At 61.5% G+C, this 25,523-nt stretch carries 25 protein-coding genes and 1 tRNA gene; 11 read left to right on the top strand and 15 right to left on the bottom strand.

Annotation, left to right across the window (positions count from 1 at the left end):
• Window positions 1–9: 9 nt before the first annotated feature.
• Both OVA07_RS08580 and OVA07_RS08575 read left to right on the top strand, forming a co-directional pair.
• Complete coding sequence (locus OVA07_RS08580) at window positions 10–1,605, top strand: class I adenylate-forming enzyme family protein (protein ID WP_268171030.1); 1,596 nt, start codon at window positions 10–12, stop codon at window positions 1,603–1,605.
• A gap of 3 nt (window positions 1,606–1,608) precedes the next feature.
• On the top strand, window positions 1,609–2,784 hold the full coding sequence (locus OVA07_RS08575) for an acetyl-CoA C-acyltransferase (protein WP_268171029.1): 1,176 nt from the start codon (window positions 1,609–1,611) through the stop codon (window positions 2,782–2,784).
• A gap of 65 nt (window positions 2,785–2,849) precedes the next feature.
• Here OVA07_RS08575 and OVA07_RS08570 read toward each other — a convergent pair whose 3' ends face one another.
• Window positions 2,850–5,489 (bottom strand): TonB-dependent receptor, encoded by a 2,640-nt coding sequence (locus tag OVA07_RS08570; protein WP_268171028.1) that lies wholly within the window; start codon window positions 5,487–5,489, stop codon window positions 2,850–2,852.
• Between the two features lie 250 nt (window positions 5,490–5,739).
• Between OVA07_RS08570 and OVA07_RS08565 the strand changes: the two genes are divergently transcribed.
• On the top strand, window positions 5,740–6,429 hold the full coding sequence (locus OVA07_RS08565) for a hypothetical protein (protein WP_268171027.1): 690 nt from the start codon (window positions 5,740–5,742) through the stop codon (window positions 6,427–6,429).
• On the opposite strand, the gene OVA07_RS08560 is transcribed toward OVA07_RS08565, so the two are convergent.
• Window positions 6,426–6,851 carry a DUF983 domain-containing protein gene (locus tag OVA07_RS08560; RefSeq protein ID WP_268171026.1) on the bottom strand — a complete coding sequence of 142 codons (426 nt, stop codon included), beginning with the start codon at window positions 6,849–6,851 and terminating at the stop codon, window positions 6,426–6,428. The genes OVA07_RS08565 and OVA07_RS08560 overlap by 4 nt on opposite strands.
• On the bottom strand, window positions 6,851–8,236 hold the full coding sequence (gene der, locus OVA07_RS08555; protein WP_268171025.1) for a ribosome biogenesis GTPase Der: 1,386 nt from the start codon (window positions 8,234–8,236) through the stop codon (window positions 6,851–6,853). The genes OVA07_RS08560 and der overlap by 1 nt, the downstream gene beginning before the upstream one ends.
• Window positions 8,237–8,359: 123 nt before the next feature.
• Between der and OVA07_RS08550 the strand changes: the two genes are divergently transcribed.
• Window positions 8,360–9,181, top strand: coding sequence for a CHAP domain-containing protein (locus tag OVA07_RS08550; RefSeq protein WP_442789633.1), 822 nt, complete (start codon window positions 8,360–8,362; stop codon window positions 9,179–9,181).
• 120 nt (window positions 9,182–9,301) lie between these two features.
• On the opposite strand, the gene mmsB is transcribed toward OVA07_RS08550, so the two are convergent.
• From mmsB to OVA07_RS08515, 7 genes are all read right to left on the bottom strand, one after another.
• Window positions 9,302–10,171, bottom strand: coding sequence for a 3-hydroxyisobutyrate dehydrogenase (gene mmsB, locus OVA07_RS08545; protein ID WP_268171024.1), 870 nt, complete (start codon window positions 10,169–10,171; stop codon window positions 9,302–9,304).
• Window positions 10,172–10,175: 4 nt separating this feature from the next.
• Window positions 10,176–10,958, bottom strand: coding sequence for an enoyl-CoA hydratase-related protein (locus OVA07_RS08540; RefSeq protein ID WP_268171023.1), 783 nt, complete (start codon window positions 10,956–10,958; stop codon window positions 10,176–10,178).
• A complete protein-coding gene (locus tag OVA07_RS08535; protein WP_268171022.1) occupies window positions 10,955–12,016 on the bottom strand; it encodes an enoyl-CoA hydratase/isomerase family protein in 1,062 nt (353 codons plus the stop codon). Before OVA07_RS08535 ends, OVA07_RS08540 begins: the two co-directional genes overlap by 4 nt.
• On the bottom strand, window positions 12,013–13,155 hold the full coding sequence (locus OVA07_RS08530; RefSeq protein ID WP_268171021.1) for an acyl-CoA dehydrogenase family protein: 1,143 nt from the start codon (window positions 13,153–13,155) through the stop codon (window positions 12,013–12,015). The genes OVA07_RS08535 and OVA07_RS08530 overlap by 4 nt, the downstream gene beginning before the upstream one ends.
• An 84-nt stretch (window positions 13,156–13,239) precedes the next feature.
• On the bottom strand, window positions 13,240–13,542 hold the full coding sequence (locus tag OVA07_RS08525; RefSeq protein ID WP_268171020.1) for an I78 family peptidase inhibitor: 303 nt from the start codon (window positions 13,540–13,542) through the stop codon (window positions 13,240–13,242).
• An 11-nt stretch (window positions 13,543–13,553) separates the two neighbouring features.
• The gene (locus tag OVA07_RS08520) at window positions 13,554–14,045 is read right to left on the bottom strand and encodes a hypothetical protein (protein WP_268171019.1); all 492 of its coding nucleotides are present in this window, start codon (window positions 14,043–14,045) and stop codon (window positions 13,554–13,556) included.
• A 74-nt stretch (window positions 14,046–14,119) separates the two neighbouring features.
• Complete coding sequence (locus OVA07_RS08515) at window positions 14,120–15,616, bottom strand: CoA-acylating methylmalonate-semialdehyde dehydrogenase (protein WP_268171018.1); 1,497 nt, start codon at window positions 15,614–15,616, stop codon at window positions 14,120–14,122.
• 104 nt (window positions 15,617–15,720) lie between these two features.
• On the opposite strand from OVA07_RS08515, the gene OVA07_RS08510 reads away from it, so the two are divergent.
• A complete protein-coding gene (locus OVA07_RS08510; RefSeq protein ID WP_268171017.1) occupies window positions 15,721–16,617 on the top strand; it encodes a LysR family transcriptional regulator in 897 nt (298 codons plus the stop codon).
• Between the two features lie 119 nt (window positions 16,618–16,736).
• On the opposite strand, the gene OVA07_RS08505 is transcribed toward OVA07_RS08510, so the two are convergent.
• Window positions 16,737–17,048 (bottom strand): DUF3297 family protein, encoded by a 312-nt coding sequence (locus tag OVA07_RS08505; RefSeq protein WP_268171016.1) that lies wholly within the window; start codon window positions 17,046–17,048, stop codon window positions 16,737–16,739.
• A 102-nt stretch (window positions 17,049–17,150) separates the two neighbouring features.
• On the opposite strand from OVA07_RS08505, the gene OVA07_RS08500 reads away from it, so the two are divergent.
• The 5 genes from OVA07_RS08500 to OVA07_RS08480 all read left to right on the top strand — a co-directional run bounded on the left by OVA07_RS08500 (window position 17,151) and on the right by OVA07_RS08480 (window position 20,703).
• Window positions 17,151–17,225: transfer RNA gene (locus tag OVA07_RS08500), tRNA-Val, on the top strand.
• Window positions 17,226–17,358: 133 nt separating this feature from the next.
• Entirely contained in the window at window positions 17,359–17,550 is a 192-nt protein-coding gene (locus tag OVA07_RS08495) for a YgaP family membrane protein (protein WP_268171015.1), read from the top strand.
• A gap of 42 nt (window positions 17,551–17,592) precedes the next feature.
• Window positions 17,593–18,885, top strand: a complete 1,293-nt coding sequence (serS, locus tag OVA07_RS08490) for a serine--tRNA ligase (RefSeq protein WP_268171014.1) — start codon at window positions 17,593–17,595, stop codon at window positions 18,883–18,885.
• Entirely contained in the window at window positions 18,885–19,670 is a 786-nt protein-coding gene (locus OVA07_RS08485; protein WP_268171013.1) for a M23 family metallopeptidase, read from the top strand. The genes serS and OVA07_RS08485 overlap by 1 nt, the downstream gene beginning before the upstream one ends.
• Before the next feature lie 10 nt (window positions 19,671–19,680).
• Window positions 19,681–20,703: a potassium channel family protein gene (locus OVA07_RS08480; RefSeq protein WP_268171012.1), complete on the top strand. Its 1,023-nt coding sequence runs from the start codon at window positions 19,681–19,683 to the stop codon at window positions 20,701–20,703.
• 3 nt (window positions 20,704–20,706) lie between these two features.
• On the opposite strand, the gene OVA07_RS08475 is transcribed toward OVA07_RS08480, so the two are convergent.
• Window positions 20,707–21,117 (bottom strand): DUF1761 domain-containing protein, encoded by a 411-nt coding sequence (locus tag OVA07_RS08475; protein WP_268171011.1) that lies wholly within the window; start codon window positions 21,115–21,117, stop codon window positions 20,707–20,709.
• Window positions 21,118–21,247: 130 nt separating this feature from the next.
• Between OVA07_RS08475 and rimO the strand changes: the two genes are divergently transcribed.
• Entirely contained in the window at window positions 21,248–22,654 is a 1,407-nt protein-coding gene (gene rimO / locus OVA07_RS08470; RefSeq protein ID WP_268172654.1) for a 30S ribosomal protein S12 methylthiotransferase RimO, read from the top strand.
• Window positions 22,655–22,704: 50 nt separating this feature from the next.
• Here rimO and OVA07_RS08465 read toward each other — a convergent pair whose 3' ends face one another.
• The 3 genes from OVA07_RS08465 to OVA07_RS08455 all read right to left on the bottom strand — a co-directional run bounded on the left by OVA07_RS08465 (window position 22,705) and on the right by OVA07_RS08455 (window position 25,468).
• Window positions 22,705–23,703, bottom strand: a complete 999-nt coding sequence (locus OVA07_RS08465) for an inorganic phosphate transporter (RefSeq protein WP_268171010.1) — start codon at window positions 23,701–23,703, stop codon at window positions 22,705–22,707.
• Between the two features lie 24 nt (window positions 23,704–23,727).
• Entirely contained in the window at window positions 23,728–24,375 is a 648-nt protein-coding gene (locus OVA07_RS08460) for a DUF47 domain-containing protein (protein ID WP_268171009.1), read from the bottom strand.
• Window positions 24,376–24,493: 118 nt separating this feature from the next.
• A complete protein-coding gene (locus OVA07_RS08455) occupies window positions 24,494–25,468 on the bottom strand; it encodes a magnesium and cobalt transport protein CorA (RefSeq protein WP_268171008.1) in 975 nt (324 codons plus the stop codon).
• Window positions 25,469–25,523 lie beyond the last annotated feature (55 nt).

Genomic DNA, 25,523 nt, shown 5'->3' with positions numbered 1-25,523 from the left:
GCGGCGGCCATGCGGATCGAGGATATCGTCGAAAGTGAATTCACACCGCTGAGCGATATCCTGCGCGCCCATGCCGCAAGGCGCGGCAGTGCAGTGGCGCTGGCGGATGAAAACCGCACTATCGGCTGGGCGGAAATGGACGTCATGATCGACCGCGTGGCCGCCGCCCTGCAACGCGAAGGAGTGCAAAAGGACGAGCCGGTGGCCATCGCCGCGATGAATGCGGTGGCGACTGGCCTTGCCTTCCTGGGCGCGATCCGGGCAGGCGCGGTGGCCGCCCCGCTCACCTCCACAGCCACGCCCGAAACCATCGTCGCCATGCTGGCCGACAGCGGCAGCCGGGTGCTGCTGCTGGACCAGGACATTGCCGACCGCATCGCCGGGCTGGCCCTGCCATCGGACGTAAAGTGCATTGCCCTGGACGACAGCGCTGTGGGCGAAGCGTTCAGCGCATGGATGGCTCCTGAAGGCGCAAAGCCCGAAGACCGGCACGCCGCCCCGTCCGATCCGTTCAACATCATCTATTCCTCCGGCACCACCGGCGCGCCCAAGGGCATAGTGCAAAGCCACAAGATGCGTCACGAATACGCCCGCCGCACCATTGTTGCTGGCTATGATGATGATACCGCCGTCATCTGCTCCACCCCGCTCTATTCCAACACCACGCTGGTCAGCTTCCTGCCCGCGCTGACCGCAGGCGGCAAAGTGGTGCTGATGCGCAAGTTCGACGCGCGCACCTTCCTGCAACTGTCACAGCGGGAACGCGTGACCAACGCCATGCTGGTGCCGGTGCAATACCGCCGCATCATGGAACTGCCCGATTTCGACAGCTTTGACCTCACATCCTATCGGCTGAAATCCTGCACGTCGGCCCCTTTCGCCGCATGGCTGAAGGCAGACGTGCTGGCGCGCTGGCCCGGCGGCCTTACCGATGGTTACGGCATGACCGAAGGCGGCGCGACGACCGTGCTGCTGGCACACAAACACCCGGACAAGCTGCATACCGTGGGGCAGGTTTCACCCGGTCACATCATGAAAATCATCGATGAACAGGGCAACGAACTGCCGCAGGGCGAAGTGGGCGAGATCGTCGGCCATTCGGCCATCATGATGAACGGCTACCATGGCAAGCCTGCGCAAACCCGCGAGGTCGAATGGTTCGATAGCGAAGGCCGACGCTACATCCGCCATGGCGATATCGGCAAGTTCGATGAAGACGGCTTCCTGATCCTGATGGACCGCGCCAAAGACATGATCATTTCGGGCGGCTTCAACATCTACCCCAGCGATCTTGAGGCTGAACTCACCCGCCAGAGCGCGGTCAAGGAAGCCGCCGTTGTCGGCGTGCCATCCGATACATGGGGTGAAACGCCGCTGGCCGTGGTCGTGCTGGCCGACAAGACTGCCGACCCTGCCACCATATTGGCGCAGGCCAACAGCCGCCTGGGCAAGACGCAACGCATTTCCGCCATCCAGGTGGTGGACGAACTGCCGCGCAGCCCCATCGGCAAAGTGCTGAAGCGCGAGCTGCGTGACCAGTTCGGCGGCAATCCCATCCTTGCCGCCACAAGCCTTGAAAAAACACCAAATCCAGCAGGAGCCTGACCCATGCGTGATGCCGTAATCGTATCTGCCGCCCGCACGCCCATTGGCCGTGCCTACAAGGGCGCGTTCAACGCCACCCCCGGCGCCACTCTGGGCGCACATTCGCTGGCTGCCGCCGTCGCCCGCGCCGGAATCGACCCGGCCGAAGTGGACGATGTGCTGTGGGGCAGCGCGCTGCAACAGGGCACCCAGGCTGGCAACATCGCCCGTCAGGTTGCCTTGCGCGCGGGCCTGCCCATCACCACTTCGGGCATGAGCATGGACCGCCAGTGTTCGTCCGGCCTGATGACCATTGCCACGGCAGCCAAGCAGGTCATCATCGACCGCATGGACGTGGTGGCCGCAGGCGGTCAGGAATCGATCAGCCTTGTTCAGACCAAGGACATGCGCGTTGCGCCTGACAAAAGCCTGATGGCCATGCACAAGGCCATCTACATGCCCATGCTACAGACCGCCGAAATCGTCGGCCAGCGCTATGGCATCAGCCGTGAAGCTTGCGACGAATATGCCCTGCAATCGCAGCAGCGCACTGCGGCAGCACAGGCTGCAGGCAAGTTCGATGACGAAATCGTCGCCTGCGATGCCAGCATGGGTGTGCAGAACAAGGAAACGGGCGAGATTTCCTTTCAGGATGTCCACCTGACCAAGGACGAAGGCAACCGCCCGTCGACTACGCTGGAAAGCCTTGCTGGCCTGAAACCCGTAATCGAAGGCGGCATCGTGACCGCAGGCAACGCCAGCCAGCTTTCCGATGGTTCCGCCGCCGTAGTGGTGATGGAAGCCGCACTGGCCGCCAAGCGCGGCCTCACCCCGCTGGGTCGCTATGTCGGCATGGCGGTGGCGGGCACCGAACCTGACGAAATGGGCATCGGCCCGGTCTTCGCCATCCCCAAGCTGCTGCAGCGCTTCGGCCTGAAGATGGACGACATCGGCCTGTGGGAACTGAACGAAGCCTTCGCCGTGCAGGTGCTTTACTGCCGTGACAAGCTGGGCATCCCCAATGACCTGCTCAACGTCAACGGCGGCTCGATCTCCATCGGCCACCCTTATGGCATGACCGGCGCCCGCTGCACCGCCCACGCCCTGATCGAAGGCAAGCGCCGGGGTGCAAAGCATGTAGTGGTGACGATGTGCGTCGGCGGCGGCATGGGCGCGGCAGGCTTGTTCGAAGTGCTTTGACCACCCACAAAAAAGCCCCGGACGTTGCGGCGTCCGGGGCTTTGGGGAGGTTCAGGAAAGTCTGGTCAGAACTTGACCGTGCCGGTCAGCCAGAACGAGCGCGGCTGGATCGCCACGATGCTCAGCAACTGGTTCGGGTTGGCCTGGACCGCAGCCTTGGTCAGGCCCTGACGGTCGAGCGAGTTGAGGAAGCCGCCCGCCCGCGCCCACGACATGATACCAAACTGGTTGAATACGTTGTTCACGTTTGCCTGCAACTTGAAGCGCTTGTCCGCTCCAAATTCATATGCCGCACCAAAGTCAAAGGTGTGGAAGCCCGGCAGATACCATGCATTGGCGCGGTTTGCGGCGCGCTTGCCGGTATAGCTGTGCGTCAGGAACAGCGACAGGCTGTCCATCGGCGTCAGCGTGGCTGTGGTGCGGGTCAGGATCTTCGGGTTGTTGTCCGCATCACCCTTTGGCGTTGCCTGAAGTGTATCGTCAGCAGGATCGGGCGTATTTGCCAGCCAAAGGCCAAACTTCGACGCCTTGGGATTTTGGAACGTGATTGCCGTACGCAGATTCAGCATGTCGCCAAAATCGGCATCCGCGTCGATCTCGATGCCATACGTCTCGATCTCGCCGTAAACGGTGGGCGGGGTGTAAAGCTGACCGTTCTGATCGGTGAACGTCTGCGTTGACCCCACGTTCGACAGCTTCGAATAGAACGGGAATACGCCGATGCGCACATCTCCCGACCGATATTTCAGACCAAGTTCAACCTGCGTAACCACCTGCGGTTCGGGGAACTGCGTGGCAACTTCATCCGGCAGATCGATTGATGCAATGCCGCCGAAATCTGGGGCCTTCTTGCCGCGCGTGTAACGCAGATAGGCTTGGAAGTTGTCGCTCACCTCATAGTTCACTGCACCGGTATAGTTCAGGTAGTGGAAGTTGCGCTTGGTGTTGGTTGGCGCACCATAGGTGTTGCGGTTGTTGTCCCACAGGGTCAGCGGATTACCGTCTGCGCCTGCGCCGCCATTGACCGGGGCTGCCGCACCCAGCGTCAGGTTGGTCACGTCATAGCGGATGTCTTCATAACGAATGCCACCGTCGATCGAGAGACGGTCGGTCACCTGCCATTCGTCACCCGCGAAGAACGAAATCTGGCGCTGCGTTCCGCTCACCCCGTCGCCATCGAAAATGCCGCCCCCTTGCGAGGCGAAGCCTGCGGGATCGGTAACCTGCAACACGGTGCCATTGGGCAGGGTATGGGTAATGTCATAGACCTGCGGCTGCGAGGTCAGCCCTGATATGCCAAAGCCGGCAGAACCGCTGATCTGCTTGTAGCGTGAGTGCGAAAACGAAGCGCCGACCGCAAGCGAGTGGTCCCCCAGGCTGGCTGACAAGGTGAGCTGGTCCTGAAAAGTGCGCGAACGATATTTGTTTGAAAGCGCCGCCTGCGAAAATACGCCGTTCTGAAGAACATTCTGGTTCGGCAGGTTGTTCGCCACAACCGTATGGTCAAAGCCTGAGAACGACACGACCTGCGCGGCAACGTCGTTGGTGCCGCGCACCTTGTAGGTCGTAGTGCCCGGCAGGCCCAGCGTCCCGGTCAGGATCGACAGGAAGAAGTCATCCAGAGTCAGCGGGAAGATCACGCCGCCGGTGCTCCAGTCGGTCTTGTTTTCGCTGTAACGCGCGCGGTTCTGCAGCTTGATGCCATCGGCCAGTTCGTGATCCCACGTCATGCCGAAAGACAGCGATCGGGCATGAACAAGGTCGGACGCATCCCACGATCCGGTCGAACCATCGGGATTGGTAAAGCTGTGCGCATTGGCTGGCGGCAGAACCGACGAGGTGTTGGTGAAACCAGCTGCAATCTTGGGATCGTTATAGTTGAACGCGGGGGTAAATTCGAACCAGCCGTTGTGATCGTTCAAATATTTGACATCGAACCGAACCGAACCATTGCCGTAATCCCACAGCAGGTTGGCGCGAATCTGGCCGCCCTTGTTAAGCGCATAACCCGGATCGCGCGAACCATCGCTTTTGCGATAGAAGCCGCCAATGGCGTAGTACAGGCCATTGCCCAGTTCACCGCCGTTATAGGCATCGATGCGGTAATAGGGGTTCTTGCCGTCGCCTTCGAGGCCAACCTTGCCCTGCATTTCCAAGCCGGGGTGCGATTTGCCGGTGCGCGAAATGTAATTGAAAATGCCGCCCGGCGCATTGTTGCCAGTGACGGTCGCGGTGCCGCCGCGCAGGCCTTCCAGCCGGTCGAGCATGATGTCAGGGCGCGAGAAATAGTCAGGGCCGAAGTTGCCCACCGTCACCGGCTCAACCGGCAGCCCATCTTCCTGCATCGAAACGTAATAATAGCCGCCATCGCCATCAAGCGAGTTGGCCGAAACCCCGCGTGAGAACACCACGTTGCGGATTTCACCCAGAGACGAGTTCACGAACACGCCGGGCACGTTCTTAATCAAGTCGGCAGAGCTGTTGGCGATCTGTTGCGACAGTTCCTCAGCCGTGACTGCAGCAATGGAAATAGGCGCATTCTCGATCGACTTGGCGCTGAACACGCCGGTTACCACGATCTGCTTGTTGACCTCTGCTGCGTCCGACTGGTCCTCCGCGTTTTGTGCAACCGCAGGTGCGGCCACCAGACACAGCGCCATCGCTGCAACAGACGCGGACACACGGATAGAATTTGCTCGTTTCATCAAGGCACCCCCATGGAATCGAGGTCCTTTCATGGACCTTCCCAATCTGAGTAATCAAAAACGAGCGATTGTGAAAGATACTTTTTGATTGATTATGATTGCTTGTTAAAATGCCCATTCTAATTTTCCGTCAGCCGCCTGAGTTTTGCGCTTCCTCCTCACTTGCCATCCTTGGCTGCGAGCCTAGAAAACAGGCACTATGCAAAATTATGAAGATAACCGCCCTTGGCCGCAGGTAGGGCGCGAGAGGATGATTTACCCTTCGCCGGTGGGCTGGAAGGGCAGTGATTTCGTCGACAACGAAGAGGACCTGCTGCGCCGCTTGAACCCGAAAACGGTGTTCATGATGGGCGACAACCCCGCCCTGCCGCGCATGCCCGAACGTCCCCGGCTGCTGGATTTCTTCCGCTGCCGCTTTGGTGACATCACCGTGCGGCACTTGCTGGTCAGCGCCAAACGCGCGCTGGACGATGGCCTGCCGGAAAAGGTCGTCCTCGCCTGCCTGCTGCATGACATATCCAACGGATGCCTGATCCGCGCCGACCATGGTTACTGGAGCGCGCAACTGATCGCGCCCTATGTCGATCCCGAAGTGGCGTTTGCAGTCAAATACCATCAGGCGCTGCGTTATGTGGCGGACGAAAGCGTCGGCTACGCCTATCCTGACAGCTATCACAGGTTCTTCGGGCCCGATTACCAGCCGCCCGAATACCTGCTGCGCGATGCCGAATACGCGCGCGGCCACGAATGGTACATGACCGCGCGGCTGGTCACCATGTACGACACCTACTTCTTCGATGATTTCGCCCGGGTCGATCCTGAAGACCTTGCCGGCGTCATCGCGCGCAATTTCCGCGAACCGGAAGAAGGCCTTGGCTTCGACAATTCGCCCACCGCACACATGTGGCGCACGATGATCTGGCCCAACAATTTTCTTTAGGAAACGCCCGCTTCAACCTTGCCCGGCTTTCCCGCAAAGCCATGCATACCCAACCACCACTGCACCGCAATCACCCCACCCTTGGCCGGTTGCAGCAGCGATATCAGCAGCGTCACGGCCATGACGGCAACGATGGCCATCATGGTCAGTGCCGAAATGCTGTCACGCAGGCCCAGTTCGATGATGACCGGCGCCATGACATGCCCGGTCAACAGGATGGCGATATAAGGCGGAAAGTCATCCGCCGCATGCAGCGTCCAGTTCTGACCGCACATCCGGCACCGGTCCGCAGGTTTCAGGAACCTTGCGAACAGGTGCGTGCCGCCACAACGCGGACATTTGCCCCGCACCCCGCGCCACACCGCAGATCCCAGCGACTGCGGCAGGGATGCACGGTCCAGAGGCAGGGCGTTTTCGGGCATTACTTGGCGAACGGGTTCTTCGGCATACGCAGCGTCAGACGGATCGGCACAGCGTCAAAGCCCAATTCACGACGAATGCCGTTCACCAGATAGCGGCGATAGCTTTCCGGCAACTGATCCAGCCGCGTGCCGAACAATATGAAACCGGGCGGGCGGGTCTTTGCCTGCGTGATATAGCGCAGCTTGATCCGGCGGCCACCGGGCGCGGGCGGCGGATTGGCCGACAGCGCATCATCGAACCAGCGGTTCAGCGCGGCGGTGGGCACACGCTTTGACCATGCCGCGCGAATTTCAAACGCTGCGGCCAGCATTTCGTCCAGCCCTTTGCCGGTGCGGCCCGAAATTGCCAACAGCGGCAAACCGCGAACCTGCGCCAGTCCATCGTCCAGCGCCGCGCGAACGCCACGGAACAGGCCCGATGGGTCTTCCGCCACGTCCCACTTGTTGATCGCAATCATCAGTGCGCGACCTTCCTCGAGCACCATCGAGGCGATCTTGAGATCCTGATGTTCAAGGCCGCGCGTGGCATCCAGCATCAGCACGACGACTTCGGCAAAATCGATGGCATGGCGCGCATCGGCCACCGACAGCTTTTCGAGCTTTTCGGTGATCTGCGCCTTCTTGCGCATCCCCGCGGTGTCGATAAGCCGCACCGGGCGATAACCTTCACGTTCCGGGTCAAACCACTGCCAGTCTACGGCAATGGAATCGCGCGTAATGCCCGCCTCCGGCCCGGTCAGCAGGCGGTTTTCACCAAGAAGTCGGTTAATCAGCGTGGACTTGCCCGCATTGGGGCGACCGACGATGGCAAGCTTGAGGACGGATTCGGGATCGAATTCCTCCTCCTCGCCGTCGGCAGGCTCGGCATCGTCGTCCACTTCGGCCTGCTTGGGCTCAAGATGCGGACGCAGCGCTTCGAACAGGTCGGCCAGACCCTGCCCGTGTTCGGCAGAGAAGGCGACCGGTTCACCAAAGCCCAGCGCGAATGCATCATAGATGCCGGGATCGCCCTGGCGGCCTTCCGCCTTGTTGGCCATGAGCACGATGGGCACACGGCTCGAACGCAGATAGCGGGCAATTTCCTCGTCAAGCGGGGTCACACCTGCGCGCGCGTCGATCACGAACAGGGCGACGTCCGCGCCAACCAACGAGGCTTCGGTCTGCTGGCGCATGCGGCCGGGCAGCGTATCGGGATCGAGGTCTTCCCAACCGGCGGTGTCGACAATGGTGAAATCAAGGCCAAGCAGCGTGGCATCGCCAAAACGGCGGTCGCGCGTAACGCCGGGCTGATCGTCAACCAGCGCCAGTTTCTTGCCGACAAGGCGGTTGAACAGGGTGGACTTACCCACATTGGGGCGTCCGATAATGATAACTTGTGGGCGCATGGGCCACCCGTGGCGCTTCCGGCGAATGAACGCAAGTGGGGCTTTAAGTCCGGAGGAGTGATTATTCCTCCATTAACCATTCGTGGAAGGCTGGGGATAACCCGACCGGCAGATAATTGCCGCATGAGGGAAAAAATTTGCCGCCTTGCCGTTCTATGCAGCCTCGCCTTTGGGGCGAGCAGCCTGAATGCAGCGGAAATCAGGGATTCCGCGCCTTCGCGGGCCATGTTCGACACCAGCAGCGAATCGCTGCCCTATCTGCAATGCGTTCCTTACGCACGGCAGGTCAGCGGCATTCAGATCTATGGCGATGCATTAACATGGTGGGACAAGGCCGAAGGGCGCTATGCTCGCGGTTCACGCCCCAAACCCGGCGCAGTGATGAGCTTTCGCCCCCACGGCAACATGGAGCTGGGCCATGTCGCCGCCGTCAGCCGGGTAATCGATTCGCGCACGGTGTTGCTGCGCCATGCCAACTGGTCGGTCATCAATGGCCGTCGCGGGCAGATTGAAGACAATGTGCGCGCGGTGGATGTTTCAGACAGCAATGACTGGAGCGAAGTGCGCGTGTGGTATGCCCCCATCGGCGCGCTGGGCACCACGGCATGGCCGGTCAACGGCTTCATCTACCCAGAAGCACCGGGACGGATCAAAGCACCGAAGCTTGCCAAAGCCCCGGAACGGCTGACGCTGCTGGCAACAGCATACCAACCGCAAAAGGCAAAAGCTGCCGAAGCGCCCAAATCGCGCATCGGTGCCGATTTCCTGAAAGGCATCCGTCCAGAAGTCGACGCCGAGGCCAGCCCGGTGCGCCGCCAACTGGCCTATAGCTACACCCCGCCAAAGACCGCGCCGCGCAACACGGAAACGGCCCGCCCGGCACGGCTGACCCCGGCCCTTGCGGACGACCCGATCGGCCGGATCATCGCCAGCCGCACGCGCTGACCAGTTCAGCAACTGCAAAGCCGACTCCAACGCCCCCGTTCGACTCGAACGGGGTTGATGTGCGCCCCATGCAATAGAGCCGTGCGCCCCCGCCTGCGCGGGGGCGCACGGCCTTTCTAATCAAAGCGACTTGATGATCGCCGAAAAATCCAGCCCTGCATTTCCGGCATCGGCAAAGGCCGCATAAAGCTCTTCCGCCCGCGCGCCCATCGGCACTTGCGCGCCAGCATCCTTGGCAGCAGCCATCGCCAGCTTCAGATCCTTCAGCATCAGCGCTGTGGCAAAACCGCCCTGATAGCCGTTGTCCGCAGGGCTTTGCGGACCCACGCCCGGCACCGGGCAATAGGACGTCATCGACCAGCACTGGCCTGAAGCCTTGGACGAAATGTCGAAGAAGGTCTGAAGGTCCAGCCCCAGCTTTTCCGCCATGGCAAAGGTTTCGCAGGTGGCGACCATCGATGCGCCCAGCAGCATGTTGTTGCAGATCTTCGCAGCCTGCCCCGCCCCACTGGCCCCTGCGTGGATCACCGCCTTGCCCATCACGGCAAGGATCGGTTCGGCACGCGCGAACGCATCATCCGCACCGCCCACCATGAATGTCAGTGTGCCGCCATTGGCCGCAGCAATCCCGCCCGAAACCGGCGCATCGACCATGACATAACCTGCCGTATCGGCAGCCGAGGCCACTTCACGCGCGGTGGCAACGTCAATGGTCGAACAATCCAGCAGCAGCGCCGAAGTGGGCGCATGGCCGATAACATCCGCAGCATAGACCGACTTCACGATGGCGCCATTGGGCAGCATCGACACGACAGCATCGGCACCCTGCACCGCTTGCCTGACCGAAGTATAGGTGGTGCAGCCGTTTGCCTTCGCGCGTTCCAACGCTGCTTCGGCAAGGTCGAATGCGTGAACGTCGTGGCCCGCCTTGACCAAGTTCGCGGCCATGCCGCCGCCCATGTTGCCAAGCCCGATAAATGCGATTTTCATGTTCTTACCGGCCCTTCCACACGCCCGGACGCTTTTCGACAAAGGCCTTCATGCCTTCGGCCTTGTCCTCGCTGGCAGTCAGCACCTGGAACAGGCGGCGTTCGAACAGCAGGCCCTGATCCAGCGTCGTTTCAAACGCGGCGTTGACCATTTCCTTGTTGGCGACAGCAGCCATCGGCGGCATCGCGGCAATGGCTTGCGCGGTTTTCAGTGCGTCGGCCAGCAGATCGGCCAGCGGCACCACGCGGGTCACAAGACCAGAACGCTCGGCTTCGGCGGCGTCCATCATGCGCCCGGTCAGGCACATGTCCATAGCCTTGGCCTTGCCCACCGCGCGAGTCAGGCGCTGCGATCCGCCCATGCCGGGGGCCACGCCCAACTTGATTTCGGGCTGGCCAAACTTCGCATTGTCCGACGCGATGATGAAGTCCGCCATCATCGCCAGTTCGCATCCGCCGCCCAGCGCAAAACCGTTCACCGCCGCGATCCATGGCTTGCGCGTGGTCTTCACAAGGTGGCTGGTCCACTTCGAAAAGAAGTCCTCGTTGTAGAAATCGGCGGCTGGCTTGTCGGCCATTTCCTTGATGTCGGCACCTGCGGCAAAGGCCTTCTCGCCCGAACCGGTCAGCACCGCGCAACGCTGCGAAGCATCGGATTCGAATGCGGCAAAGGCGTCGATCAGATCAGCCAGAACCTGCGAATTGAGCGCGTTCAGCGCCTGCGGGCGGTTCAGCGTCATCAGGGTGACCGCACCCTGCGTTTCGACGAGGATGGTTTCGTAAGTCATAGCGGTTTCCATTCGTCAGCAGCGCCCAGCGGCGCAAAGATGTGATCCAGCAGGTCTTCGGTCACGCCTTCGGGCGTCGCCGGGTTCCACTTGGGCGCATTGTCCTTGTCCACGATCACCGCGCGCACACCTTCGGCAAAATCGGGCATGGTCAACACGCGGGAACCGACGCGATATTCCATCGCCATGTTCGCGGCAAAATCCGGCAAGGTCAGGCTGGTGGCCAATTGGCGCAGCGCCACTTTACAGGTCTGCGGGCTTTTGGTTTTCAGTATGGCCAGAGTGGCTTGCGCAAAATCGCCGCCGTCAGCCTCAAGCGCGGCCAGAATGTCCTCATACCGGCTGGACGCGAACAGGCGCTCAATATCGGCAGCATGGGCAGCAATCTTCGCCTCAGGCGGCACGGCGGAAAGTTCACGCAGGATCGTCGGGATCGATGCCGGATCGGCAGCAATACGCGCTTTGGCCTCAGCCAGATTTTCAGCAGGCAGGTAATGCGTAGCAAGACCTGCCCACACGCATTCCGCACCATCCAGCCGCGCGCCGGTCAGCGCCAGATACTGCCCCAACCGTCCCTTCAACCGCGACAGGAACCAGCCGCCGCCCACATCTGGGAACAGGCCAATACCGGTTTCCGGCATGGCCAGCCGCGTCGCCGCGGTCGCCACGCGGAACGTCGCCGGGCCGGAAATGCCCACGCCGCCGCCCATGGTGATCCCATCCATGAACGCCACCACCGGCTTGCCATAGGTCATCAGCAAGTGGTTGAGCTGGTATTCGTCGTGGAAGAACTTGCGCCCCGACACCCCGCCATCGTTCAGCGCCGAATTGCGCAGGAAGGCAATGTCGCCGCCCGCACAGAACCCGCGACCTTCAGAATGGTCAATCATCACCACGCCAATCGCGGGTTCATTGCGCCATTCCAGGAGCGCGCCGGTCATAGCGTGAACCATGTCAAGCGTCAGCGCGTGAATGGCCTTCGGTCGGTTCAGTGAAAGGATGCCTGCACCACCATTGGTAGTCTTCAGGACACTTTCAGGGACGTTCGGGTCACTCACTTCAAAAGGTCCCTTCCCACGATCATCCGCATGACTTCGTTGGTGCCTTCAAGGATGCGGTGGACACGCAGATCGCGCCAGAAACGCTCGATCGGATAGTCGCGCAAGTAGCCGTAACCACCGAACAATTGCAGCGCGCGGTCGACAATCGAAGATCCATTATCGGTCGCCAGCTTCTTGGCCATTGCCGAAAACCGCGTCTTGTCGGGCGCGCCCGAAGTCACCTTGGCGGCGGCCAGATACAGCAACGCCCGCGACGCTTCCAGATCGGTCGCCATGTCGGCAAGCTGGAACTGGGTGTTCTGAAATTCGGCAATTGCCTTGCCGAACTGGCTGCGATCTTTCACGTAAGCCACTGCTTCATCAAGGCAACGCTGCGCACCGCCCAGCGAACAGGCACCGATGTTCAGCCGCCCGCCATCCAACCCGGCCATGGCAAATTTGAAGCCATCACCTTCGGCCCCGACGCGGTTCGCCACCGGCACCTTCACATTATCGAAGATCACCTGCGCGGTCGGCGAGGCGTTCCAGCCCAGCTTCTTTTCCGGCGCACCAAAGCTGACGCCGGGCATATCCTTTTCAATCACAAGGCACGAAATGCCCTTGGCCCCGTTGTCGCCAGTGCGGACCATGGTGACATAGATATCGTTCACCCCGCCGCCCGAAATGAACTGCTTGGTGCCGTTGACAACATAATGGTCGCCGTCCAGCCGCGCCGTGGTTTTCAGCGCCGCCGCATCAGACCCCGAACCCGGTTCAGTCAGGCAGTAACTGGCCATCAGGTCCATGGTGACAAGGCTGGGCAGATAGCGCGCCTTGATCTCGTCCCCACCGAACGTGTCGATCATCCAGGCCGACATATTGTGGATGGAAATGAACGCACTTGTCGCCGGACAGCCATAGGCCATGGCTTCCATGATAAGCGCCGCTTCCAAACGGCCAAGGCCAATCCCGCCCGATTCCTCGCTGACATAAATGGCAGCAAAGCCCAGTTCCGCCGCCGCCTTGATCGTGTCGCGCGGGAACGTGTGGTCTTCATCCCACTGCGCCGCGAATGGCGTGATGGCATCGGCGGTAAACCGGCGCGCCATGTCCTGAATGGCGATCTGGTCGTCTGTCAGCGCGAACTGGTCGGTCATGCGTCTCTTCCCGTCACACGGTATTTAACCGTGCCATTAATGTTGCAGGCGGCGGTTAAGCGTCGCCGCCTGCGCTGTCCAGTATCAGCCGCACGAAATGCGGTTGATCGTATAGTCATCGTCATAGCCAACCGTCAGACGATCAGCGCGATAATCCATCGTCACTGCCGAACGCGGCGGCACCCAGCGCAACGTGTGCGCACCGGTCAGGCGCAGAAGCTCCGCTCCGGTCGCCGCGCTGGCCTTCTCGCCTGCCAGCCCCCGTGCGGGATCAGCATTGCAGTTGCCTTCCGGCATAACCGGCACTTCCGCCACGGGTGGAGCCTGCGTGGAACAGGCGGCAAGGGCAAGCGATGCAGTGATCGATGCAAGTGGCAGCAGCTTCATCGCATGTCTCCTCAACGGCACTTGCTGTAGCGACGCGGACCTTGCGGTGCGTCATCGCCAAATTCTGTCAGAACCAGCGTCTTGCCACCATCAGCCATTTCAAAGCGGGCCTCGCGTTTCCACTCCATGCCTTCGCCTTCATAATCGAAAGTTCCGCGCACCAGCGCCTCGCTCCGTTCCGCCAGCGCGCCGATTTCGGCGACGGATTCGTAGAACTTCACTTCATCCGGGCCGACCGTCATCATGCCCTTATTGTCCCCGCGCGAAGGATCGCAATCCGCCGCATTCATACCCCAGCGCCCACGCATGGCCATGGGGAACGAGGCATCGGCCACTACTCCCGCCGCTTGGCTGGCACCGGGCGCAACCGGTGGGGCAAACGCTTCGGATTCGCTAACCACCGGGGCCATAGATGGCGTTGCCGCCGCGCTCGGCTCCGGGGCAGGGTCTGAACATGCGGCCAGTGCCAGCGGCGCGGCCAAAAGGGGTATGAAGCGCTTCATCGGGAAACTCCGGTGCAATTGCAGATGACATCAGCAACGCGCACCGGAGCAATCCTTTCCTTGGCGGCCCTACCTCAGCCCATCGTCGGGATGACGAAGGCGTTGCCGCCATCGGGCGAACCGTCCGGCCAGCGCTGGGTGACGGTCTTGACCTTGGTCCAGAACTTCACGCCTTCCATGCCGTGCTGGTTGGTGTCGCCAAAAGCGGAACGCTTCCACCCGCCAAAGGTGTGATAGGCCACCGGCACCGGGATGGGCACGTTGATGCCGACCATGCCAACATTGACGCGGGCGGCAAATTCACGCGCGGCATTGCCGTTGCGGGTGAAGATGGCCACGCCATTGCCATACTGGTGCTTACTGGGCAGTTCGAGCGCCTCTTCAAAATCCTTGGCGCGGACGATCTGCAGGACCGGGCCGAAGATTTCGTTGTGATAGCTGTCCATGTCCGCCGTCACATGGTCGATCAGCGTCGGGCCGACGAAGAAGCCGTTTTCATGGCCCTGCAGCGTAAAGCCGCGGCCATCGATGACCAGTTCGCCACCTTCTTCGACGCATTTGGCAATCCAGCCTTCGACCTTTTCCTTGTGCGCCTGCGTGACCACCGGACCATAGTGCGCTTCGGGATCGGTCGACACGCCAACGCGCAGGGCGTTGATCGCGGGGATCAGCTTGGCCTTCAGCTTTTCAGCGGTATCCTCACCCACCGGCACGACCACCGGCAGCGCCATGCAGCGTTCGCCAGCCGAACCAAAGGCCGCGCCGCACAGGTCATTGACCACCTGATCAAGATCGGCGTCGGGCATGACGATGCCGTGGTTCTTGGCACCGCCCATGGCCTGCACGCGCTTACCAGCGGCAACGCCACGGTTATAGACATAGTGCGCGATGTCGGACGAACCAACGAAGCTGACCGCGCCAATGGCAGGGTGGTCAAGGATCGCGTCAACCATTTCCTTGTCACCATGGACGACCTGGCAGATGCCTTCGGGCAGGCCTGCTTCGATGAACAGTTCGGCCAGACGCACCGGCACCGAAGGATCGCGTTCCGACGGCTTGATGATGAAGGCATTGCCGGTGGCAATGGCAATGGCGCTCATCCACAGCGGGATCATGCCGGGGAAGTTGAACGGGGTGATCCCTGCACCAATGCCGATGGGCTGGCGAGTGGAATAAACGTCAATGCCCGGCCCTGCGCCCTGCGTATATTCGCCCTTCATCACATGCGGCAGACCGCAGGCGAATTCCACCACTTCCAGCCCACGCTGAATATCGCCCTTGGAATCGGCAATCACCTTGCCGTGTTCGGACGACAGCATGTGCGCCAGCGCGTCCATGTTCGCTTCGACCAGTTCCTTGAAGCGGAACATCACGCGGGCGCGGCGCTGCGGGTTGGTGGCCGCCCATGCCGGCTGGGCCTTCAACGCAGCCTGCACCGCACGTTCCAGCGTTTCTGCCGTGCCCAGCGCAACTTCGGCCTGAACGCCGCCGTTGTTGGGGTCAAAAATCTGGCCCTTGCGGGCGGGCGCGCCGCCGGGTCCACCGACGATGAAATGATCTACCAGGCGCATGTCTGTCCTCTCGCCAAAAACTTCCGCGCCGTGATGCGCCCGCGACAGATTGCAGGCAACAAGCGAATATGCGAGGTTCACCTGCAAATATGCAGGCACCTTCCATGCAATCGAGTGACTGGAACGACTATCAGGCTTTCCTTGCCGTGGCGCGCGCGGGCCAGTTGGCGCGCGCCGCCGCCGCCATGGGGGTGGACGCCACCACCATAGGCCGCCGCCTGCGCAGGCTGGAGGCGCGGATCGGCGCAACGCTGTTCGAACAGACCCGCGAAGGGCAGGTGATGACCGAAGCGGGCGAAGCCATGCTGGCCGAAGTCGAGGCCATGGAACAGGCCGCCAGCCGCATTGCCGAACATGCGGCCAGCGGCGGCGGGCCAGCGGGCCTGCTACGCGTCAGCTTGTCCGAAGGCTTCGCCAGTTCCATCGTCGCTCCGGCACTGCGCAGCTTTGTCGACGCCAATCCGCGTCTGATGGTGGATCTCGTGGCATCGTCGGGCTTCCTCAGCCCGTCAAAGCGTGAAGCGGATTTGGCGGTTACCCTGTCACGCCCGCGCGCAGGGCCGGTGATTGCAGGAAAACTGTCGGACTACACCCTGCGGCTTTACGCCACGCGCGGTTACCTGTCGCAAAAGAGCCTGCCACAGCGCGCGTCCGAACTGGCGCGCGGGCACCGGCTGGTCGGCTATATCCCCGACCTGCTCTATGCGCCCGAACTGCGCTATCTTGCGGAAATCGAACCCGATCTGATCGCCACGGTGCGGTCGTCATCCATCAACGCCCAGCACCGCATGATCGCAGCAGGCACAGGTATCGGGGTGCTGCCGTGCTTCATCGGCGATTCGGATAAATGGCTGGTGCCGGTGCTGCCAGACCAGCGGATCACCCGCTCATTCTGGCTGGTCACGCACAAGGACACCCACAACCTTGCGCGGGTGCGCGCATTCAAGGACTGGTTGACAGCATTGGTCGCACGGGAACGCGGCAGATTGCTGCCGCGATAGCAAAGTGTAGTGCCTGCGTCCCCCACGAAAGCCGGGGCCTCAGTCGGCCTAACGCTTCCGTCGGGAACAACACCGATGCTCCCACTCCCGCGGAAGCATCCGGCATCATCCCGGCAAAATCAGACCTTGGCGACGGGCGCGTCTTCGCCCAGATCTTCATACCAGGCTTCAACCGGGCCGGTCAGCTTGATGGTCAGCGGGTTGCCCTTGCGGTCCATCGTCTTGCCCGCCTGCACGCGGACCCAGCCTTCGGAAATGCAATATTCCTCAACATTGGTGCGAACGGTGCCCTTGAAGCGGATGCCCACCCCGCGACGCAGCTTGTCCGCATCGAAGAACGGGCTGCGAGGGTTGATTGCCAGATGATCCGGCGGAACGTCAGGACCAGAGGTTTCGGGCGATGCGGCGGGCTGAATGGTTTCGTCGGTCATGCCCGCGCAAATATCTTGATTACCCCACTTGTCAATCGAACCCAGTCATCGTAGAGGCGCGCCCCTGCACCGGCCAGTTCCGGCGCAGACGTCCAAATGGACGGGCGCGTAGCTCAGCGGTAGAGCACACCCTTCACACGGGTGGGGTCACAGGTTCAATCCCTGTCGCGCCCACCATTTCCCCCTAATCGATGGCGAAATGGTGCCGGCTTTCAAAACCGCGGCGATCACGGATTCTGCACTTTGACCGCAATCAATGCTTTTCTAATATACAAGCTCATTCTCTTTCGATCTGGAAAGGGAGCCTGTCATGCTGAAATCCAATATCGGCAACGTTGACCGAATTTTGCGTCTCATCTTGGGAATCGCGCTGATCGCGCTGGTATTTGTCGGGCCGCAAACACCGTGGGGCTGGCTGGGTCTGGTGCCGCTACTGACGGGCCTGTGGCGCACTTGCCCGCTCTATTCGCTGATCGGGCTGAATACCTGTCCCCGGCGTTAGCCTCACTTGCCACTCACGGATCAAGGCGGCATAGCCGCGCTCATGCATGATATCCGCCTGATCCGCGAAAACGCCGCCGCTTTCGATGCCGCTCTTGCCCGCCGTGGGGTTGAGGCTGCGGCCAGTTCCATTCTCGAGCTCGACACACGCCGCCGCGATATCGCCACGCGAATGCAGGAGGTGCAGGCCCGCCGCAACGAAGCGTCGAAGGCCATTGGTGCAGCCATGGGCAAGGGCGATACTACCACGGCCGAAGCGCTGAAGGCTGAAGTTGCCGCGCTCAAGACCGAACTACCCGCGCTGGAAGAAGAGGAACGCCAGGTCAGCGCGTTGCAGAACGCCGCGCTTGCCGCTATTCCCAACCTTCCGGTCAATGAAGTTCCCAATGGCGCGGACGAAGTCGATAACGTCGAAGTCAGCCGTTGGGGCACCCCGCGCAACTTCACGTTCACGGCCAAGGAACATGCCGACATCGGCCCTGCACTGGGACTTGATTTCGAAACCGGCGCGCTGATTTCGGGCGCGCGCTTCACGTTCCTGAAAGGCCAGATGGCCCGCCTGCACCGCGCACTGGCGCAGTTCATGCTGGATCGCCAGACCGGCGAGAACGGTTACATGGAATGCATTCCGCCGCTGCTGGTCAAGGATGAGGCCGTGTTCGGCACCGGCCAGTTGCCTAAGTTTTCCGAAGATCTGTTCCGCACCACGGATCGCCGCTGGCTGATCCCCACTGCCGAAGTCAGCCTGACCAACGCGGTGCAGGGTCAGATTTTGAACCATGCGGAACTTCCCCTGCGGATGACCGCGCTGACGCCGTGCTTCCGGTCGGAAGCTGGCGCGGCGGGGCGTGATACGCGCGGGTTCATCCGTCAGCACCAGTTTGAAAAGGTCGAACTGGTGTCGATCACCCGCCCGGAAGATTCCGAAGCGGAGCATGAACGCATGACCCAGTGCGCCGAAGACGTGCTGCAGGCGCTGGACCTGCCCTATCGCAAGGTGCTGCTGTGCACCGGCGACATGGGCTTTACCGCACGCAAGACCTATGATCTTGAAGTGTGGCTGCCGGGCCAGTCGGCCTATCGCGAGATTTCGTCCTGCTCCAACTGCGGCGATTTTCAGGCACGGCGGATGAACGCGCGCTATCGCCCGGAAGGCGCGAAAGGCACCGAATTCGTTCATACTCTTAATGGTTCAGGCCTTGCCGTGGGCCGTACCTTGGTGGCAGTCTTGGAAAACTATCAGCAAGAGGATGGATCGGTGGACGTGCCCGAAGCCCTGCTTCCCTATACCGGTGGCCTGACACGCCTGACACCACGCTCGGTGCCTCAAGGCTGATGCTGCGGCTGCGGGCTGCCCTGCTGCTGCTCGCGGCCACGCCGCTGACTGCGCCCGTTTCGGCGCAAACCGTGGCGCGTGGTCCCATTCTGGCATGGGCCTATACTGTACAGGCAGGCGATACTTTTGCCGATATTGCCCGCCGATGGGGCGTTGATATGGCAACGCTAGGCGAAGCCAACGGCATTCCCAGCCCTTATGTGATCCGCATCGGGCAAGTGCTGAAGCGGCCTGATCCGACGGCTTCATTGCGCACGCCCCCGCCAGCCCGCGCTCCGACACCAGCAGCACGGCCTGCCCCCACACCTACGCCCGCGCCTGCAATAGCCACGCCCCGCGCAGCCCCACCGGTGCGCCCACCTCTGCCACAGCGCCCGCCGCTTACCGCGCGGGAATCCGATGCGCCGCGCCTGCAATGGCCCACCGAAGGCGCTGTGGTTACCCATTTTGGTGAACGGGTTTCCGGCATTCCGTCCAACGGGGTCGATCTGGCCGCGCATTACGGCACCAAGGTCCGCGCCGCTGCCGCAGGCACCGTGCTTTATGCCGGGAAGGAACCCGAAAGGTTCGGCCAGTTGATCCTGATCGATCATGGCGGCGGCTGGGTCAGCGCCTATGCCTATCTTGGCACGATGACGGTGAAAGAAGGCGATACCGTCACCGCGCGCGAACGTATCGCGCTGGTCGGGAAAAGCGGCGAGGTGACGCGCCCAACGGTGCATTTCGAACTGCGCCGGACCAACGTGCCGCGCGATCCCGAACTTTACCTGCCATCCCGCCTCTGATGGCGCGCCTGTGAAACTTCGCAAACCAGGCAATCTGCTGCGACGCGATCTGAAAGTCCCGGTCTGGGCCGATGCCGCGCTGCGATTGGGCGGTGCGCTGGGGCTGGTGGCTATCGTGGTACTGGTTCACTGGTTTGATCGCACCGGGTTGAAGGACACGCACGACGGGGACGTCAGCTTCCTCGATGTAGTCTATTTCACCATGATATCCATCACCACCACCGGCTTTGGCGATATTGCCCCGGTAAGCGACCGGGCGCGACTGGTCGAAGCGGTGATCGTCACGCCCATCCGGCTTGCAGTGATCTTCATCTTCGTGGGCACGGCCTATAACTTCATCATCAAGCGCAGTTGGGAAAGGTGGCGCATGGCGCAGATCCAGAAGAATCTGACCGACCATATCGTCGTGCTGGGCTTTGGCGTGTCAGGGTCCGAAGCTGTGGCCGAACTGGTGGCCCGTGGCACCGATCCTGCCCGGATCGTTGTGGTCGACCCCGGTGAAGGCCGTCTTGCCCTGGCCGCCAGCATGGGGTGCAACGTATTGAGTGGCGATGCCACACGCGATGCCACTTTGATGGACGTGCGCATCGGGCAGTCGTCCTCCATTCTCGTTTCGGCCGGGCGGGACGATACCTCGATCCTGATTACGCTCACCGCGCGCCATCTGGCTCCCGATGTGCCGATCAGTACGGTGGTGCGCGCGGCGGACAACGAAGTGCTGGCCCGGCAGGCCGGCGCATCAACCGTTATAAATCCGGTTCGCTTCACCGGTCTGTTGTTGGCAGGGTCGGCCCACGGCACCCATGTTGCGGATTACCTCACTGACCTGGCTTCGGTCGAAGGGCGGGTACAACTGGTCGAACGCGAAGTGCGGCCCGATGAAATCGGCCGGCCGTTGCGTTGCCTCGACAGCGGCGGACAAGGCTTGCGAATCTATCGCAACGGGGCGACCCATGGTTTTTGGGAAGACGGCGCCAAAATCTTGCAGGCAGGTGATATTATCGTCGAAATCGTGCCCACCCCGGCAAAGTGAACATCAGCCCAGCAGCATGAAGGCAAGGCCCATCGCCAGATAAGCAACCATCCAGAAACCCCCATCAATCAGCGCCAGCCGTGTGCTGATGCGCTGCTGGGTATAGCTGATCCACAGCGACGGGATGACGAATGCACCGGCCAGTCCGCCAGACATCATGAAATAGAGCCACCACTTCACGGCCAGCGTTTCTGGCCCCACCCGTGCGAACATGTGGCCCATCATGGTGGAAGACACCAGCAGCAGGGCAGCTGTAATAGCTGCGGTGCGCCAGGGAGAGCGGCGAATGCCAAGCCCGCCGGGACCAACTTCTTCAAGCCGGGCACGACCGAACAGCGGGCCATACCACAACGTCGACGCGCCAAGCGCAGCAACGGCGGCAATTACCACGGCTAACCAGTTGACCGGACCCATGATCTTCCTTCTTTCCGCGCCCCCGGATGGTGCAATTGCTACCCTCCCTATGCGGGCTTGGCAATCATCGGGGAAACCCTGTCGCCGCACCAATTGCGCAGCATAGGTGACGTTTGTGAAAAATTCGCCTATGGGCCGCGCCATAATGGCAAGTCAGACTCCCCCTATCGAGATTCCCGAAGCCCCCAAGGTTGGCATGGTCAGCCTTGGCTGTCCCAAGGCACTGGTCGATTCCGAACGCATCCTCACCCGTCTGCGGGCCGATGGTTATGCGATGAGCGCAGACTATGCCGGCGCCGACGTGGTGCTGGTCAACACCTGCGGCTTCCTTGATTCCGCCAAGGAAGAAAGCCTTGCTGCGATTGGCGAAGCCATGGCCGAAAACGGCCGGGTAATCGTGACCGGCTGCATGGGCAACGAGGCCGATGCCATTCGCGCAAAGTTTCCGCAGGTTCTGGCCGTCACCGGCGCGCACCAGTACGAAGCCGTGGTTGAAGCAGTCCACGAGGCCGCCCCGCCCAGCATGGGTCCATATATCGACCTGATCCCGCAAGCGGAACCGGGCGATGTGAAGCTGACCCCGCGCCACTACAGCTATCTCAAGATTTCAGAGGGCTGCAACCACGCCTGCGCGTTCTGCATCATCCCTTCGCTGCGCGGCAAGCTAGCCAGCCGCCGCATCGACGCCGTGCTGCGTGAAGCGGAAAAGCTGGTTGCGGCAGGCACGAAGGAACTGCTGGTCATCAGCCAGGATACATCGGCCTATGGCGTTGATGTGCGGCATGAAGAACGCCAGTGGAAAGGCCGTCCGGTCCGCACGCACATGACCGATCTGGCACGTGAACTGGGCCAATTGCGCACGCCCGACGGTGAAACGCCATGGGTGCGCCTGCATTATGTCTATCCCTACCCTCACGTTGATGCGGTGATCCCGCTTATGGCGGAAGGGCTGGTTACGCCTTACCTCGACATCCCGTTCCAGCATGCCAGCCCCAATGTGCTGCGCGCGATGAAGCGCCCTGCCAACGAGGCGAAGGTGCTCGACCGGATCAAGGCATGGCGCGCAATCGCCCCGGACATTGCCATCCGCTCCAGCTTCGTCGTCGGCTTCCCCGGCGAAACCGAGGCTGATTTCGAATACCTGCTGGAATGGCTGGACGAAGCCCAGCTTGACCGGGTCGGCGCATTCCGTTTTGAACCGGTCGCAGGCGCCACTGCCAACGATCTGCCCAATCCGGTGCCCGAAGCGGTCAAGGAAGAACGCTATGCCCGGCTGATGGAAAAGACCGAAGCGATCAGCGCCGCCAAACTGGCCGCCAAAGTTGGCCGCACGATCCGCGTGATCGTTGATGAAGTGGGTGAGCCTGACGAAGATGGCGATGTGGGCGCAACCGCGCGTTCACAGGCCGACGCGCCCGAAATCGACGGCGCAGTCTATCTGCGCAACGTGCCCGCCGACCTTAAGGCAGGCGACTTTGCCAATGTCATGATCGAAGATGCCGACGCGCACGACCTGTATGGAGTGATCGCTGGCTGAAACTCGGCCCGCCCGCGCGCCATGGGTGCGCGGGCAAGACCAAATCCGGGTCAGAACAGACGCGTAAGCATATAGAATGCCGCGCCTACTGCTGCACTGGCGGGAATGGTGATGAACCATGCCATGACCACGCGCTGCGCCACGCCCCAACGCACTGCACTGGCCCGGCGGGCAGCCCCTGTGCCGATCACGCTGCCGGTAATTGCGTGGGTGGTTGAAACCGGAATGCCCATGGCGCTCGCACCGAACACCACGATGGAACCGGCGGTTGATGCGCAAAAGCCGGTGTGATGGTTCAGCCGGGTGATCTTGGTGCCCATCGTCTTGATGATCTTCCACCCGCCCGACATCGTACCCAGTGAAATCGCCGCATAGCATGCCAGCACAACCCATTCAGGGATGTGGAATTCACCCTTCAGATAGCCGGTGGAATAAAGCAGCACGGTGATGATGCCCATCGTCTTTTGGGCATCGTTGCCGCCATGGCTGATCGAATAGGCAGCGGAAGACACAAGGTGCAGGCCCTTGAACACGCCTTCTGCCTTGCGCGGCTGAAACCCGCGGAACACCCAGCTTGTCACCAGCACGAAGAACATCGCCAGCACGAAACCGATGGTCGGCGACAGGAAGATCGCCACAAATGTCTCGATGGTCTTCTTTGCTTCGATCGCGTCAAAGCCGCCGTGCATCACCCCTGCACCCAGCAGGCCGCCAATCAGCGCGTGGCTGGACGAAGACGGAATGCCCTTTATCCATGTCACGATGTTCCAGAACATCGCCCCGACCAGCGCCCCGAACACCACCGCCGGGGTCACCATGTCCTTGTCGATGATGCCCTTGCCGATGGTGTTGGCCACATGCAGCCCGACCAGCCAATAGGCAGCAAAGTTCCCTGCAGCGGCAAACACCACGGCCGCCACCGGCGAAAGCAGGCGCGTGGAAACCACCGTAGCGATGGAATTGGCGGCATCGTGCAACCCGTTGAGGAAGTCGAACGCCAAAGCCAGCGCGATCAGGCCGACCAGCAGCGGAAAGGCAATCTCGTGCATCGCAAATACTCCTGCGGCGTGCCGTCAGGCGTGGTCGATGACCAGACCGTCGATCTCGTTTGCCACGTCTTCAAAAGCGTCGGCAATCTTTTCGAGATGCTTGAAAATCTCGCGCGAAACGATGAATCCGACATGATCGCCATCGGCGCGGTGGCGCAGGAAATTGGCTTTCAGGCCCGCCTGATGGATCAGGTCCACTTCGCCTTCCAGTTTCACGATCCGTTCGGTCAGCGCATGCAGCACGGCACCATTGCGTTCAATATCACGCAGCAGCGGCAAAGCTTCGGCAATCAGACCAACCGCAGCCACGATCTTGTCCGCCATCGCCTGCATTTCCGCATCGAAGCCGACAACTTCGTAAAGTTCGATAGCCGAAGCTGCGGCCTGCATTTCATCAATGGTGTCATCCATCGCACCGATCAGCGAGGTGATGGCCCCACGATCAAACGGCGTCAGGAAGGTGCGGCGCACGGTAAACAGCACTTCGCGGATAATCTCGTCCGCATCGTGTTCGCGTTCGCGGATGCGCGCCACCCATTGCGCGGAATCGCCCTTGGCACGGGTCAGGTTCGCCAGCGCTTCGGCCGCATCGACGCAGGCCGCCGCATGGCGTTCGAACATACCGAAAAAGTCGCCCGATTTGGGCAGAAGACGCTGGAACCAGCCAAACATCGCTATGCTTCCCGAATTGCCGTCACGCACACCGGAAGCGAATCGCCCCCCGCTCTTTGCGCCCCCTAGGCCAGTCACAGGCCGGTAACAATCCGAAAGCTTCGGATTGTCCACACCGTCACAACCATCCGATTGCCCGGAAGCGCAACCACAAACCGCCGCAAACCGTCAGGATCACCCCCCACACCGCGAAATAGCCATAACGCCATTGCAGTTCGGGCAGATATTCGAAGTTCATGCCATAGATCCCGGCGATGGCCGTCGGCACCGCCAGAATGGCGGCCCATGCCGCCAGTGCGCGGGTCATTTCGCCCTGCCGGTGCTGTTCCAGCAGGCTGGCCGTTTCCACGATTGCGGCCAGCGTTTCCTTCAGTCCGCGCATCCGCGCCATGGCCCTGCGCACGTGGTCCAGCACATCGCGAAACCAGATGCGCGCGCCCGGATCAATGCAGGGCAAGTCTGTCTCCACCAGCCGCTCGCACATCTCTTCCATCGGGCCGATCACCCGTTCAAACCGGCGCAACTGGCGGCGCAGGCGAAAGATTCGGCGGATGGTGCCCTGTTCGGGAAACACATCAATCGCGGCCTCCTCCATCTCCTGCGCGACCTCTTCTAACTGGTCAAGCAGCGGCAGATAGCCATCTACGATGAAGTCCAGCACCGCGTGCAGCACGTAATCCGGGCCCTCTGCCAGCCGCTCCGCCTGAGTCTCGAGAAGACCACGCAGATCAAGATGTGCCCGCGTGCTGCCAAACCGCACGCTTATCAGAAAGCCCGGACCAACGAAAAACGCGGTCTGACCGTAGCCGATCGTCTCACCATCATTCAGTTCGGCGGTGCGCGCCACCACGAACAGCGTCTGGCCATAGACCTCCACCTTGGGCAACTGGCGCGGGTTCAGCGCGTCTTCCACCGCCAGCGGATGCAGACCGTATTGCTGCCGCACCAGCTCCATCTCTGCCGCATCAGGCGCGCAAAGTCCGATCCAGTCAAAGCAGTGCCTATCCATGGGAGCAACAGGCGTACCATCAATCATCAGCGCGGTTTCGTGCGCGGTTCCATGGCAATAGCGGCGGGCAGCGATCACAGTCATAGTGCATCAGTGGCAAATGCCAAACAGACTCGCAATCACGCAAAGACCTGCTAAC

Origin of the sequence: Novosphingobium sp. SL115, from assembly GCF_026672515.1 — a bacterium.
Taxonomy (GTDB): Bacteria; Pseudomonadota; Alphaproteobacteria; order Sphingomonadales; family Sphingomonadaceae; genus Novosphingobium.
The sequence above is the reverse complement of the archived record's forward strand: the minus strand, read 5'-3'. Positions and strand labels throughout refer to the sequence as shown.

What these genes read in the sequence shown, in the direction of transcription:
- OVA07_RS08580 (WP_268171030.1), top strand. Translation starts at nt 10, where the DNA reads ATGCGGATCGAGGATATCGTCGAAAGTGAATTCACACCGCTGAGCGAT.
- OVA07_RS08575 (WP_268171029.1), top strand. Translation starts at nt 1,609, where the DNA reads ATGCGTGATGCCGTAATCGTATCTGCCGCCCGCACGCCCATTGGCCGT.
- OVA07_RS08570 (WP_268171028.1), bottom strand. Translation starts at nt 5,489, where the DNA reads ATGAAACGAGCAAATTCTATCCGTGTGTCCGCGTCTGTTGCAGCGATG.
- OVA07_RS08565 (WP_268171027.1), top strand. Translation starts at nt 5,740, where the DNA reads ATGATTTACCCTTCGCCGGTGGGCTGGAAGGGCAGTGATTTCGTCGAC.
- OVA07_RS08560 (WP_268171026.1), bottom strand. Translation starts at nt 6,851, where the DNA reads ATGCCCGAAAACGCCCTGCCTCTGGACCGTGCATCCCTGCCGCAGTCG.
- der (WP_268171025.1), bottom strand. Translation starts at nt 8,236, where the DNA reads ATGCGCCCACAAGTTATCATTATCGGACGCCCCAATGTGGGTAAGTCC.
- OVA07_RS08550 (WP_442789633.1), top strand. Translation starts at nt 8,360, where the DNA reads ATGAGGGAAAAAATTTGCCGCCTTGCCGTTCTATGCAGCCTCGCCTTT.
- mmsB (WP_268171024.1), bottom strand. Translation starts at nt 10,171, where the DNA reads ATGAAAATCGCATTTATCGGGCTTGGCAACATGGGCGGCGGCATGGCC.
- OVA07_RS08540 (WP_268171023.1), bottom strand. Translation starts at nt 10,958, where the DNA reads ATGACTTACGAAACCATCCTCGTCGAAACGCAGGGTGCGGTCACCCTG.
- OVA07_RS08530 (WP_268171021.1), bottom strand. Translation starts at nt 13,155, where the DNA reads ATGACCGACCAGTTCGCGCTGACAGACGACCAGATCGCCATTCAGGAC.
- OVA07_RS08525 (WP_268171020.1), bottom strand. Translation starts at nt 13,542, where the DNA reads ATGAAGCTGCTGCCACTTGCATCGATCACTGCATCGCTTGCCCTTGCC.
- OVA07_RS08520 (WP_268171019.1), bottom strand. Translation starts at nt 14,045, where the DNA reads ATGAAGCGCTTCATACCCCTTTTGGCCGCGCCGCTGGCACTGGCCGCA.
- OVA07_RS08515 (WP_268171018.1), bottom strand. Translation starts at nt 15,616, where the DNA reads ATGCGCCTGGTAGATCATTTCATCGTCGGTGGACCCGGCGGCGCGCCC.
- OVA07_RS08510 (WP_268171017.1), top strand. Translation starts at nt 15,721, where the DNA reads ATGCAATCGAGTGACTGGAACGACTATCAGGCTTTCCTTGCCGTGGCG.
- OVA07_RS08505 (WP_268171016.1), bottom strand. Translation starts at nt 17,048, where the DNA reads ATGACCGACGAAACCATTCAGCCCGCCGCATCGCCCGAAACCTCTGGT.
- OVA07_RS08495 (WP_268171015.1), top strand. Translation starts at nt 17,359, where the DNA reads ATGCTGAAATCCAATATCGGCAACGTTGACCGAATTTTGCGTCTCATC.
- serS (WP_268171014.1), top strand. Translation starts at nt 17,593, where the DNA reads ATGCATGATATCCGCCTGATCCGCGAAAACGCCGCCGCTTTCGATGCC.
- OVA07_RS08485 (WP_268171013.1), top strand. Translation starts at nt 18,885, where the DNA reads ATGCTGCGGCTGCGGGCTGCCCTGCTGCTGCTCGCGGCCACGCCGCTG.
- OVA07_RS08475 (WP_268171011.1), bottom strand. Translation starts at nt 21,117, where the DNA reads ATGGGTCCGGTCAACTGGTTAGCCGTGGTAATTGCCGCCGTTGCTGCG.
- rimO (WP_268172654.1), top strand. Translation starts at nt 21,248, where the DNA reads ATGGGCCGCGCCATAATGGCAAGTCAGACTCCCCCTATCGAGATTCCC.
- OVA07_RS08465 (WP_268171010.1), bottom strand. Translation starts at nt 23,703, where the DNA reads ATGCACGAGATTGCCTTTCCGCTGCTGGTCGGCCTGATCGCGCTGGCT.
- OVA07_RS08460 (WP_268171009.1), bottom strand. Translation starts at nt 24,375, where the DNA reads ATGTTTGGCTGGTTCCAGCGTCTTCTGCCCAAATCGGGCGACTTTTTC.
- OVA07_RS08455 (WP_268171008.1), bottom strand. Translation starts at nt 25,468, where the DNA reads ATGACTGTGATCGCTGCCCGCCGCTATTGCCATGGAACCGCGCACGAA.